The organism is Rhodoplanes roseus (genome assembly GCF_003258865.1).
GTDB classification, from domain to species: Bacteria; Pseudomonadota; Alphaproteobacteria; order Rhizobiales; family Xanthobacteraceae; genus Rhodoplanes; species Rhodoplanes roseus.
Genome location: NZ_NPEX01000146.1, coordinates 2,794 through 14,175 on the forward strand (window position 1 = coordinate 2,794; position 11,382 = coordinate 14,175).

General features: G+C 70.2%; 12 protein-coding genes and 2 tRNA genes. 5 read left to right on the plus strand and 9 right to left on the minus strand.

Features of this window, described 5'->3' with window-relative positions:
* Positions 1-119: 119 nt before the first annotated feature.
* The 3 genes from CH341_RS19120 to CH341_RS19130 form a co-directional block, all read right to left on the minus strand.
* Complete coding sequence (locus CH341_RS19120) at positions 120-920, minus strand: FAD binding domain-containing protein (RefSeq protein ID WP_111420588.1); 801 nt, start codon at positions 918-920, stop codon at positions 120-122.
* Between the two features lie 190 nt (positions 921-1,110).
* On the minus strand, positions 1,111-3,489 hold the full coding sequence (locus tag CH341_RS19125; RefSeq protein WP_111420589.1) for a xanthine dehydrogenase family protein molybdopterin-binding subunit: 2,379 nt from the start codon (positions 3,487-3,489) through the stop codon (positions 1,111-1,113).
* A 120-nt stretch (positions 3,490-3,609) separates the two neighbouring features.
* On the minus strand, positions 3,610-4,107 hold the full coding sequence (locus CH341_RS19130; RefSeq protein ID WP_111420590.1) for a (2Fe-2S)-binding protein: 498 nt from the start codon (positions 4,105-4,107) through the stop codon (positions 3,610-3,612).
* Between the two features lie 355 nt (positions 4,108-4,462).
* Here CH341_RS19130 and CH341_RS19135 point away from each other — a divergent pair.
* The 4 genes from CH341_RS19135 to CH341_RS19150 all read left to right on the plus strand — a co-directional run bounded on the left by CH341_RS19135 (position 4,463) and on the right by CH341_RS19150 (position 5,691).
* Positions 4,463-4,536, plus strand: a tRNA-Cys gene (locus CH341_RS19135).
* Between the two features lie 303 nt (positions 4,537-4,839).
* Positions 4,840-5,046, plus strand: coding sequence for a hypothetical protein (locus CH341_RS19140; protein ID WP_111420591.1), 207 nt, complete (start codon positions 4,840-4,842; stop codon positions 5,044-5,046).
* A 199-nt stretch (positions 5,047-5,245) separates the two neighbouring features.
* A tRNA-Asn gene (locus tag CH341_RS19145) sits at positions 5,246-5,320 on the plus strand.
* 134 nt (positions 5,321-5,454) lie between these two features.
* The gene (locus CH341_RS19150; protein WP_342635020.1) at positions 5,455-5,691 is read left to right on the plus strand and encodes a hypothetical protein; all 237 of its coding nucleotides are present in this window, start codon (positions 5,455-5,457) and stop codon (positions 5,689-5,691) included.
* 87 nt (positions 5,692-5,778) lie between these two features.
* Here the strand turns inward: CH341_RS19150 and CH341_RS19155 are convergent, their stop codons facing one another.
* On the minus strand, positions 5,779-6,024 hold the full coding sequence (locus CH341_RS19155; RefSeq protein WP_111420592.1) for a hypothetical protein: 246 nt from the start codon (positions 6,022-6,024) through the stop codon (positions 5,779-5,781).
* A gap of 99 nt (positions 6,025-6,123) precedes the next feature.
* Positions 6,124-6,687, minus strand: coding sequence for a hypothetical protein (locus CH341_RS19160; RefSeq protein WP_111420593.1), 564 nt, complete (start codon positions 6,685-6,687; stop codon positions 6,124-6,126).
* A 196-nt stretch (positions 6,688-6,883) separates the two neighbouring features.
* Here CH341_RS19160 and CH341_RS19165 point away from each other — a divergent pair, with 196 nt between their 5' ends.
* Positions 6,884-8,416: a hypothetical protein gene (locus CH341_RS19165; protein WP_146604539.1), complete on the plus strand. Its 1,533-nt coding sequence runs from the start codon at positions 6,884-6,886 to the stop codon at positions 8,414-8,416.
* 112 nt (positions 8,417-8,528) lie between these two features.
* Here the strand turns inward: CH341_RS19165 and grxD are convergent, their stop codons facing one another.
* The 4 genes from grxD to CH341_RS19185 all read right to left on the minus strand — a co-directional run.
* On the minus strand, positions 8,529-8,867 hold the full coding sequence (gene grxD, locus CH341_RS19170) for a Grx4 family monothiol glutaredoxin (RefSeq protein WP_111420595.1): 339 nt from the start codon (positions 8,865-8,867) through the stop codon (positions 8,529-8,531).
* Between the two features lie 161 nt (positions 8,868-9,028).
* Positions 9,029-9,508, minus strand: a complete 480-nt coding sequence (locus CH341_RS19175) for a RidA family protein (RefSeq protein ID WP_111420596.1) — start codon at positions 9,506-9,508, stop codon at positions 9,029-9,031.
* A 272-nt stretch (positions 9,509-9,780) separates the two neighbouring features.
* Positions 9,781-10,020, minus strand: a complete 240-nt coding sequence (locus tag CH341_RS19180; protein ID WP_111420597.1) for a BolA family protein — start codon at positions 10,018-10,020, stop codon at positions 9,781-9,783.
* A 61-nt stretch (positions 10,021-10,081) separates the two neighbouring features.
* Positions 10,082-11,382 (minus strand): AIR synthase-related protein (locus tag CH341_RS19185; protein WP_245431142.1); only part of this gene is annotated, 1,301 nt, incomplete at its 5' end.

Genomic DNA, 11,382 nt, shown 5'->3' on the forward strand with positions numbered 1-11,382 from the left:
CGGGGGCGGCCCCATCCTTCGAGACGCGGCCTTCGGCCGCTCCTCAGGACGAGGCCGAGAAAGGTCGTACGACAGATCGGCCGGAGCGCAACTGCCGCGTATGCATGCCGTGGCCGGCTCTACCCGTTCGCCGCAGCGACGGCGCGGCGGGCCATGACGCCGATCAGGTGGGCGCGGTACTCGGCGCTGGCGTGGATGTCGCTGGCGAGGCCCTCGGCCGGCACGGTCAGGCCTTCCAGCGACTTCGGATGGAAGCGCGACTTCAGCGCCTCCTCGAAGGCGGTGAGGCGGAAGGCGCCCGAGGAGCCCGCGCCCGTCACTGCGACCCGCACCTCGGACGGGCGCTTGGCCACGAACACGCCGACGATGGCGTAGCGCGACGCCGGGTTGCGGAATTTCTGGTACGCCGCGCGCTTGGCGAGCGGGAAGCTCACCTTGGTGATCAGCTCGTCCGGCTCCAGCACGGTCTCGAACAGGCCGGCGAAGAACTCGTCGGCCGCGATCTTGCGCTTGGTGGTGACGATGGTGGCGCCGAGCGCCAGCGCGGCGGCCGGATAGTCCGCCGTCGGGTCGTTGTTGGCGAGCGAGCCGCCGATGGTGCCGCGATGGCGCACGGCCGGATCGCCGATCAGCCCGGCCAGCGCGGCGAGCGCCGGGATGCCCTGCTGCACCAGCGGACTGGTATGCACCTCGGCGTGGCGCGCCATCGCCCCGATGATCAGGGCCCGGCTCGTCAGCTCGATGCCGTTCAGACCCTCGATCTTGTTGAGATCGACCAGGTTGGACGGCGAGGCGAGGCGGAACTTCATCATCGGCAGCAGGCTCTGCCCGCCGGCGATCGGCTTGGCGTCCTCGAACTTGGTCAGCAGATTGGTGGCCTGCCGCAGCCCGCTCGCGCGGTGATAGGTGAATTCGTACATCCCGTCCTCTCCACGTCCTCGCCCTGCGGGCGCGGCCTTTCGATCTGCACCTCCCCTTGAGGGGGGAGGTCGCCGAGCGAAGCTCGGCGGGAGGGGGTGACAGCGTCGCCGAGGCGCGGGGCTTCACCCCACCCCGGTGCGCGCTGTCGCGCGCCCCGAACCTCCCCCCTGCAGGGGGAGGTTAAGAAAGCTACTCCGCCGCCTGCCGGGGCTGCCGCTGCAGCACCCGCCACACGGCGAGCTGGTTGGCCGGCATCGGCACGTCCTCGGTGCCGAGCGCGTCCGTCACCGCGTTCATCACGGCGGCCGGCGCCGCGATGGCGCCCGCCTCGCCGCAGCCCTTCATACCAAGCGGGTTCGACGGGCACGGCGTCACCGTGGTGTCGACCACGAGCGGCGGAAAGTCCATGGCCCGCGGCATCACGTAGTCGTTGTAGGAGCCGGTGACGAGCTGCCCGCCCTCGTCGTAGACGGCCTGCTCCATCAGCGCCTGGCCGATGCCCTGGGCGATGCCGCCGTGCACCTGGCCCTCGACGATCATCGGATTGATCACCACGCCGAAATCGTCGACGGCGGTGAAGCGCGCGACCGCGACGCGGCCGGTGTCCGGATCGATCTCGACCTCGCACACATGCGTGCCGGCCGGGAACGTGAAGTTCACCGGATCGTAGAAGGCGCCCTCCTTCAGCCCGGGCTCGAGGTCGGCGCCGGCGAACTTGTGGGCCAGGTAGGCGTTGAGCGCCACCTCGCCGAAGGTCGCCGCCTTGTCGGTGCCGGCGACCGTGAACGTGCCGTTCTCGAAGACGATGTCGGTCTCGGCCGCCTCCAGGAGATGCGCCGCGACCTTCTTGGCCTTGGCCTCCACCTTGTCGAGCGCCTTGACGATCGCCGACATGCCGACGGCGCCGGAGCGCGAGCCGTAGGTGCCCATGCCGAACTGCACCTTGTCGGTGTCGCCGTGCACGATCGAGACGGCATCGAGCGGGATGCCCAGCCGCCCGGAGACGAGCTGCGCGAAGGTCGTCTCGTGCCCCTGCCCGTGGCTGTGGCTGCCGGTGAGCACCTCGACCGAGCCGGTCGGGTTCACCCGCACCTCGGCGGACTCCCACAGGCCGACCCCGGCCCCGAGCGAGCCGACCGCCTGGCTCGGCGCGATGCCGCAGGCCTCGATATAGGCCGAGAGCCCGATGCCGCGGAGCTTTCCGCGCGTCTCCGACTCGCGCTTGCGCGCGGCAAAGCCGGCCCAGTCGGCGAGCGCCAGCGCCTTGTCGAGCGAGGCGGCGTAGTCGCCGCAGTCGTAGCTCATGATCACCGGCGTCTGGTGCGGGAACTTCTGGACGAAGTTCTTGCGCCGCAGCTCGGCCGGATCGACGCCGAGGCGCCGGGCCGAGACTTCCATCAGCCGCTCGATCACGTAGGTCGCCTCGGGCCGCCCTGCCCCGCGATAGGCGTCGACCGGCACCGTGTTGGTGTAGACGGCGTCGACCGAGCAGTGGATCGCCGGGATGGCGTACTGGCCCGACAACAGCGTCGCGTACAGATAGGTCGGCACCGACGACGAGAAGGTCGACATGTAGGCGCCGAGATTGGCGATCGTCTTCACCCGCAGGCCGAGGATCTTTCCGTCGCGGTCGAAGGCGAGCTGGGCGTTGGTGACGTGATCACGTCCGTGCGCGTCGGCCACGAAGGCCTCCGAGCGGTCGCAGATCCAGCGCACCGGCCGGCGCACCCGCCGGGCCGCGGCGAGCGCCACCACCTCCTCGGCATAGATGAAGATTTTCGAGCCGAAGCCGCCGCCGACATCGGGGGCGACGACGCGGAGCCGATGCTCCGGCGCGACGCCGACGAAGGCGGAGAGCACCAGCCGCGCCACGTGCGGGTTCTGCGAGGTGTTCCACAGCGTGTAGCTGTCGCTGCCCGGATCGAACTCGGCGAGCGCGCCGCGCGGCTCGATGGCGTTCGGCACCAGCCGGTTGTTGACGATGTCGAGGCTGGTCACGCTGGCCGCCCGGGCGAAGGCCGAGTCGACGGCGGCGGCGTCGCCGAGCTGCCAGTGGAAGATCGTGTTCCTGGGCGCGACCTCGTGGATCTGCGGGGCGCCCTCGCGCTGCGCGGCGGCCGGATCGACCACGGCCGGCAGCTCCTCGTAGTCGATCACCACGGCCTCGGCGGCGTCGCGCGCCTGCTCGGGCGTTTCCGCGATCACGGCGACCACGGGCTCGCCGACATAGCGCACCGTGTCGGCCGGCAGCGCCGGGTGCGGCGCCATCTTCATCGGCGTCCCGTCGGTGGAGTGGATCATCCAGCCGCACACCAGCGGCCCGAGCTTGTCGCCCGCCAGATCGGCGCCCGTGATCACGGCGAGCACGCCCGGCATGCGCGAGGCGTGGCCGGCCTGGATGCGGACGATGCGCGCATGCGCGTGCGTCGAGCGCAGGAAGTGGAGATGCACCTGCCCGGGCCGACCGATATCGGCCGTGTAGCGGCCGTTGCCGGTGACGAACCGGAAGTCCTCCTTGCGCCGCACCGGGGCGCCGATGCCGGTCACGCTTCCGCCCGTCGCGTTCATCTGCGTCCTCCCGAGATCCGATCCGTCACCGGGTGGCCGCGTCTGGTGTCGGCCTTCGCCGGCGAGGTGATGACGATGGCGCGGCGCCGATCCCTCGGCCGCACGTTCCTCGGCCGCTCGTTACTCGGCCGCTTGCCGGGCCGGATCGCCGGACGCCATGGCGCGCGCGCCGGCCGCGATCGACTTCACGATGTTGTGGTAGCCGGTGCAGCGGCAGAGATTGCCCTCGAGCTCCTCGCGGATCGTGTGGTCGTCGAGCTCGTGGCCCTTGCGGCGCACGATATCGAGCGCCGTCATGATCATGCCGGGCGTGCAGTAGCCGCACTGCAGGCCGTGATTCTGGCGGAACGCCTCCTGCATCGGATGCAGCGTGTCGCCGGTGGCGACGCCCTCGATGGTCAGCACCTCGGCGCCGTCGGCCTGGACGGCCAGCATGCTGCAGCTCTTCACCGCGACGCCGTCGACATGGACGACGCAGGCCCCGCATTGCGAGGTGTCGCACCCGACATGGGTGCCGGTCAGGCGCAGGGTCTCGCGCAGGAACTGGACCAGAAGGGTGCGGGACTCGACGTCGCCCCGCACCGGCTTTCCGTTCACCGTCATCGATACGGCAGGCATGGCACCTCCAAAGAGAATCCCGGACGAAAGACCCCGGTCCGATGCGTCGCGCTCCGCGCCATGTCCGGCGCGACGGCCGCACCGTCGTGTCTGGAATTATACTGAGTTTGGCCCGCCCGCGCCGTCACGGTCAAGGGCGCGGCCGCGAGAGACGCAAGCCGCGCGACGGGCGCGCCGCGCTCCGCCCACCCTAAGTAGCCGGGGTGGCGGACGGCGCCTCGCCGCGACCCCGCACCGCGTTCGGCGGCCGCGATAGCGGTTGCATGTTCGGCGGGCGGCGCTAAACATGCGCTCGCCGACTCCGGTGCGTCCGGGGATTTGGCGGGCCGGCCCCGACCAGGGCGTCGACCGAAAAGGCCACGTGGCGGAGTGGTTACGCAGCGGTCTGCAAAACCGTTTACCCCGGTTCAATTCCGGGCGTGGCCTCCACTCTTCTTTCCCCGTTCTCTTCTCCCCGTTTCTCTCGCGGCTGTCCCGACCTGCTGCCGTCGGCTGCCGTCGGCGGGCTTTGCCGCGAATCGCAGTTCGGCCTGTGGCCGCAGCCCTTCGTATCCTGCTCCCGCTCCCTCCGCCGCCGCGCGCGAAAGTTTGTGGCACGCACGTGACCGGAGACAGGCGGATAACGCAGACCCGCCGGGCCATGCTGCAGCGTTATCCCGCCATGCAGCATTTGCGTTGGGAAGCACCGGAAAGGCGAGCTATATCAACGGCACGAAATCTAGAGGTGAAATCATGTCGATCACGTATTCCGCCGGGCGCTCCGCCCAGCGTGGGGCTGTCGCATTCCTGCGCGAAGTCGCGACGGCCATCCGCGAAGGCCTGCAATTGGTGTCGCGTTACAAGCTCCTGGCCCTGAAGACGGATCGCGAGCTCGCCGCGCTCGGTCTGGCGCGTGCGGATCTGCCGCGAATCGCCGTGCAGGGCTGGAAGAAGCGCTGAATCCTGGTTCTGCGGCCGCGGTCCGGCCGCGGCCACGGTGTGTGAGACCAGCCTGCGGGCGGCGAAGCGGGACGATCCGGCTGCAAGACGCCGACATTCCGAACAATCGACCTTCGCAGACGCCATTCCCCGATTTCGGCTTGGCATTTCTCTCGGGGTTTTGTTATACGCCCACCTGCCTGAGCCGTGAGGCCCGTGTTCCCCGGTAGCTCAGTGGTAGAGCAACCGGCTGTTAACCGGTTGGTCGCTGGTTCGAATCCGGCCCGGGGAGCCACTCACGTCAGGCCCTTAGCTGAAAAGGCCCGCCCTGCCCGGCGGGCCTTTCGCTTATCGAAGTCCACCGGCGGCACGGTTTCTGGTGCCGGACGCCCCGCCCTCCGCTCGCATGTCAGCCCAGCCCGGTGATCCGTGACGCACGATCCGCCGAATCGACGCATCGCATCCCGACAGCACCGGCTCGACGCCTTCCCGGGCGAAGGCGTTCCGCCGCCCGGCGCGGCGTGCGAGCTGCTGTGCGAGGATCACATCGGCACCTACGCCCTGCCCTATCCCTGCCAGTGGCGCGATGGCGGCTGGCAGAACCTGGAGACGGGCGTGCCGGTGAAAGCCGGCGTGGTCGCCTGGCGGCGGCTGGCGGACCGGTGACGTCGGCCGTCCGGACCGCGCCTGGCGGTCCCAACGGTCGTCACGGCGGATGGATCGTCCGACGCATCGGGCCGGCGCGCTTCGGGCTCATTCGTGCAGCGTTCGATCGTGCAGAGCGCGATCCTTGCCGGCAGCCAGCCGGTGGCGAAGCCACAGCGCGCCGAGCGCCGAGGCCACGGCGACGACCAGCACCAGCACCAAGGTGATCTCGAATCCCGTGCCGCCGGCGTCGGCCGCGGTTCGGACGACGTTGCGTGCGCCGCGCCACCAGCCGATGCCGTAGGCGACGACGACCGTCAGGAGCCACGCGGCCCCGATATAGATGCGGCCCATGACTCACCCGCGGTTTGAGCATCCGGGACGGCAACCGCTCCGCCGCGGCGAGAGTTCCTTGTCCGCGTTCGACCTCCGCCCCGGCCCGCCGACCGGCGCTCAGCCCACCGGCTCGGCGGAGCGCCCGGGCAGGCCGGCCACCAGCACGCCGATCAGCACGATCAGGCTGGCGACGCTGACGGCGTTGACGGTCAGCATGGCGGCCTGCTGCTCGGCCGGGAACACCACCAGCGGCGCGCCGACGAGTCCGCCGAGCCAGAAATAGGCTGCGACGGGCAGCGCCAGCACGGGGAGCGAGGCGAGCCGCTCCTGCGGCCGCACCAGCACGGCGGCGAGCAGCGCACAGGGCAGCAGGAACAGGTCGAGCCCGCTGTCGCGCCCGACCGCCTTGATGGCGATCAGCGTGTTGGCGACCCCGACCACCGGCAGCATCAGCCGTCCGGCGAACGCGCTTCGCCGCGCCACCGCCGGCACGGCGAGGAAGAACGGCGAGGACAGCAGCGTCAGCCACACCGGCCAGGCCGCCGTGCCCGCGATGGCGTGCAGGTACAGCGGATAGAACGGCTGGTTGCCGAGCACGACCAGCGCGACCGTCGCGGCGACGCCGGCCAGCGGATCGTCGACCGCCGCATAGGCGCGCAGCCGCGCCACGAGATCACGCATAGGGACACCCTCGAGCCACCCCAGGATTACGGCCGCCGGCCGCGGCAGGATCACCGGTTGCGCCGTGCGCCTGCCCCGATGACCGCGGCCGTTAAATCCGCTGGACGGCCGGCACCAGTCCTGCTGAAACGGTAGCATAGTAGCATTAACAGCGTCCGGCCTGCTGCAGCACGCCAAACCAGGTCGAGTACGTGTCGTGTCAGTCTTCGAGCGTTTTGCTTCGGCCGCGCAGGTTCGTTTGCGCGGTCGCGAGGCGGCGGTGTTCGCCGCGGCCGCCGCCGTCATCCTCCTGGTCCGTTTCGCCAGCCGGATGATCGGATGGCAGGGCGTGCCCGACTGGCACGGCTGGTTCGATCAGGGCCGCTATCTGGCGGCGGCCCGGGCCTTCGCCACGCTCGACCTGTCGTCGGCCCAGCACCACTATCCGCCGCTCTACGCCCTGCTCGCCGCCCCCTTCGTCTGGCTCAGCCCCAACGATCCTTTCATCGCCGTCAATCTGATCTGCGTCGCGGTCGCGGTCTACGCCCTGGTGACGCTGTTCGGGCCACTGATCGGGCCGCTCGGGGCCGGCGTGTTCGCGGTGGGTTTCCTGCTGCTGCCCCGGATGCTGATCGAGACCGTGGTGGTTCCGTGGAACTCGACCCTCGCCACCGCCCTGCTGCTGGTGGCGCTCGGCACCCTGATGCGGATCGAGCGCGACGGTCGGGTGCGCCTCGCCGATGCGGCCGTGTTCGGCACCGCCCTCGGGCTCCTGGTCCCGACCCGGCCGATGGACGCCATGGTGGCCTGCCTGCTGCTGCCGTTCTGGACCGCCCTCGTGTGGCGCGCCGTGCCGGGCACCGCTGCGGTCCGGCTGCGGCGCTGGGTCGGCATCAACCTGGTCGCCGGATCGGCGGTGCTGCTCGGGCCGCTGCTGCTCGTCGGCAGCAATCTCCTCATCCACGGCAGCATCGGCTCGCCCTACATGGGCGCGTCGATGATGTTCGGCCTGGACGGCTTCGCGGTCCGGCTGGTGTCGCTCGTCTCGGACAGCGCACCGTTGTACGTCGAACCGGCCAGCATGCTGATCGCGCGGTTTCCCTGGCTCCCGCCGGCACTGGGAGCCGCCGCGCTGTGCTTCCTCTACGGGCCGCTGTGGCTGCGCGCCGCCGTGCTGCTGTCGCTCGCCCAAATCCTCGTCTATGCGAGCTATCTCGATCTGCTGCCGAACGGTCTCTACCGCTACCTCAACTACCATTACTTCCGCTGGAGCCTGTGGCTCCTGTTTCTGATGATGCCGACCGCGGCCGTACTGACGTGGCGGCGGCTGGGACGCCGCTCCTGGATTCCGGGAGCCGCCGTGGCCGCGCTGTCGGTGCTGATCGCCTGCCTGCAGGTCACGCTCTCCGGGCAGGCCGTCGGGACGGTCCGGGACGGCGAGACGCTGCGGGTGACGCTGCCGCCGGAGCCGGTCCGCTATGTCGACCTTCTCGGCTTAACGGGCGACTGGCAGCGGACCTATTTCGGCAATGCGCGCGCCACGATCGACGGCCGGCCGCTGGCGTTCATCCGGGACGTCCGTGCGCTGCCGCTCCCGGGCGGCACCCGGCTCGTCTTCGTCGAGCCGCGCGCCGGCGGAACCCTGAGCCTCCCGCTCACCGGCTGGACGCTCGCGAGCGATCCCCCGTCCGGAACGGCCGGAACGGCCCGGATCGGGCTCGGCGTGCCGACATGGCTGCGGGGCTCGTGAACGTCGCCCCGACGCACGACCGCGCGAGACGAAAAAAGCCGGGGCGGTGCGCCCCGGCTTTGCTCGGACGATGGCGGCGCGGCGCCGTGCTGCGCCGGGTCGAGGCGCCCGCTCAGGTCGCGGCCGGCGCCTTCACCTCGATGCCCTTGTCCTTGAAGAACTGCTGCAGCTCGTTGGCCTGGAACATCTCACGGACGATGTCGCAGCCGCCGACGAACTCGCCCTTGACGTAGAGCTGCGGAATCGTCGGCCAGTTCGAGAAGTCCTTGATGCCCTGGCGGAGCTCGTCGTTCTCGAGCACGTTCAGGCCCTTGTAGGGGACCCCGATGTAATCGAGGATCTGCACCACCTGGCCGGAGAACCCGCACATCGGGAATTGCGGCGTGCCCTTCATGAACAGCACGACGTCGTTCGACTTCAGCTCGTTGTCGATGAATTGCTCGATGCCCATGATCACGTCCCTTGGAGGCCGACCGCCCAATCGCAGCCGGACCCGCTCACCCCATAAATAGCCGAGGACCCCGCGTCCGACCAAGCCCTTCGGCGCGATTGTGACGATTCGTGAGCTGGATTTCGGTTCACTTTTTCGCGCGCATTTCACGTTCGCGAATGTCACTTTTTCGCGGGCGCGTAGAACGTCCCCTCGACCTCGCAGATGTCGTCCTGGTTCAGCCGGTCGACCTCGATGATGGTGCGGGGCGGATAGGGTCCCTTGCCCCACAGCTCCTCCTGGACCTTGTTCACCAGCGGACGGAACCGGTACATGTCGGTGACGTAGACGACCAGCCGCACGGCGTCGCGCAGCGTCGCGCCCTCGGATTCGGCGATCAGCTTCATGTTGAGGAAGGCCTGGCGGATGCGCGCCTCGTCGCCCGCCACCAGCGTGTTGGTCGCCGCGTCGATGCCGCGCATGCCGGCGATGTAGACGAAGTCGCCCGCCCGCGTGCCGAGGCTCCAGGTCCCCGTCGTCTTGATCGCCCCCGCCGGCGCCAGCGTCTTGACGCCGTTGGGCGAGAGATCCTGGGCGGCGGCCGCGCCGACCGAGAGTGCGAAAGCCAGCGTCGCGAGCGCGGCGAAACGGGAACGGGTCATGTCACCTCCGGGGGTGTTCTGCTGGATCGCGGCGAACGCCGCATTCCGGGAGGAGCAAGGGACGGGCCAACCCTGGCCCGGAACAGTCCCCGTGTCCCTGGCGCGGCGCGTTGCGCGGCGAACCGGGCCCCAGTGCGACCCGGCAAGCCATTCACCTCGGCGCCCCTGGGCCCCGCTCTGCGGCGCATCAGGCCTGCGGCCTGCCGTGGCTTGTCCGGGGCACGCGGCCGAGGAGTGCTTCGGCGGTCAGAGGTGCCGCCGCCCGAGGCAACTCACCCCTTCTCCGGCGCCGCCGTCTGCAGGGCCAGCGCGTGGAGGGCGCCGCCCATCTCGGCCTTGAGGGCCTGATAGACGAGCTGGTGCTGCTGCACCCGCGACTTTCCGCGAAACACCTCGGAGATCACGGTCGCGGCGTAGTGGTCGCCGTCGCCGGCCAGATCCCGGATCGTCACCTCGGCGTCCGGGATATGACGCTTGATCAGCGCCTCGATGTCGGTCGCATTCATCGGCATGGCGGTCTCCGCACCCGTCGCCCTGTTCGACGCCGCTGCCGGCCCTGCGCCGGCGGCGGCCTCACACCGTCCCGCCCGCCATATAGGCGGGGAGCCAATGCTCGAACCTCTCGGTCAGAGCATGTAGCTGAATCGCGCGCTCGCCGGAAATCGCAAGCGCGTGGCCGCCGGTGGTGCCGAGCGTTTGGACCGGGACGCCGGCGGCGCGCGCCCGCGCCTCGACCGTCGCCGCGCCGGCGGCCGGCACCGTGACGACGTAGCGGGCCTGGTCCTCGCCGAACCAGAAGGCGTGCGCCGGGATCGCGCCGGGCGCGGCGGCGTCGAGATGCGCGCCGAGCCCGCCCGCCATCGCCATCTCGGCGACCGCGACCAGCAGGCCGCCGTCGGACACGTCGTGCACGGCCGTGACGGCGCCGTCCTTGATCAACGCGCGAACGAGATCGCCGTTGCGCTTCTCCACCGCGAGGTCGACCGGGGGCGGCGCCCCCTCCTCCCGGCCGCAGACGTCGCGCAGCCAGAGCGACTGGCCGATCCAGCCGGTGGTCTCGCCCAGGAGCAGGATCACCTCGTCGGCCGCCTTGAAGGCGACCGTGGCGCTCTTCAGGAAGTCGTCGAGCACGCCGACGCCGCCGATGGTCGGGGTCGGCTGGATGCCGCGGCCGTTGGTCTCGTTGTAGAGCGACACGTTGCCGGACACGACCGGGAAGTCGAGCGCCCGGCACGCCTCGCCGATGCCGGCGATGCAGTCGACGAGCTGGCCCATGATCTCGGGCTTCTCGGGATTGCCGAAGTTGAGGTTGTCGGTGACGGCGAGCGGCGTGGCCCCGACCGCCGTCAGATTGCGCCACGCTTCGGCGACCGCCTGCTTGCCGCCTTCGAACGGATCGGCCTCGCAGTAGCGCGGCGTCACGTCGGTGGTCATCGCCAGCGCCTTTGGCCCGTCGAGCACGCGCACCACGCCGGCATCGCCGCCGGGCCGCTGCACCGTGTTGCCCATGATGATGTGGTCGTACTGCTCCCACACCCAGCGCTTGCTGCACAGATCCGGCGTGCCGATCAGCCTCTCCAGCGCGTGCGGGATGCTGGTCTCGGGCTCGACCGAAGCGGGATCCAGCACGGCCGGCTTCGGCGTGCGCACATGCGGCCGGTCGTAGACCGGCGCCTCGTCGCCGAGCTCCTTGATCGGCAGGTCGGCCATCACGACGCCGCCGCGCTTCACCACGAAGCGCTTCGACGGGTTGGTCTCGCCGACCACGGCGAAGTCGAGCCCCCATTTGCGGAAGATCGCCTCGGCCTCGGCCTCCTTCTCGGGCTTGAGGACCATGAGCATGCGCTCCTGGCTCTCCGACAGCATCATCTCGT

Coding starts and splice junctions, on each gene's coding strand:
- CH341_RS19120 (WP_111420588.1), bottom strand. CDS start 920: ATGTACGAATTCACCTATCACCGCGCGAGCGGGCTGCGGCAGGCCACC.
- CH341_RS19125 (WP_111420589.1), bottom strand. CDS start 3,489: ATGAACGCGACGGGCGGAAGCGTGACCGGCATCGGCGCCCCGGTGCGG.
- CH341_RS19130 (WP_111420590.1), bottom strand. CDS start 4,107: ATGCCTGCCGTATCGATGACGGTGAACGGAAAGCCGGTGCGGGGCGAC.
- CH341_RS19140 (WP_111420591.1), top strand. CDS start 4,840: ATGTCGATCACGTATTCCGCCGGGCGCTCCGCCCAGCGTGGGGCTGTC.
- CH341_RS19155 (WP_111420592.1), bottom strand. CDS start 6,024: ATGGGCCGCATCTATATCGGGGCCGCGTGGCTCCTGACGGTCGTCGTC.
- CH341_RS19160 (WP_111420593.1), bottom strand. CDS start 6,687: ATGCGTGATCTCGTGGCGCGGCTGCGCGCCTATGCGGCGGTCGACGAT.
- grxD (WP_111420595.1), bottom strand. CDS start 8,867: ATGGGCATCGAGCAATTCATCGACAACGAGCTGAAGTCGAACGACGTC.
- CH341_RS19175 (WP_111420596.1), bottom strand. CDS start 9,508: ATGACCCGTTCCCGTTTCGCCGCGCTCGCGACGCTGGCTTTCGCACTC.
- CH341_RS19180 (WP_111420597.1), bottom strand. CDS start 10,020: ATGCCGATGAATGCGACCGACATCGAGGCGCTGATCAAGCGTCATATC.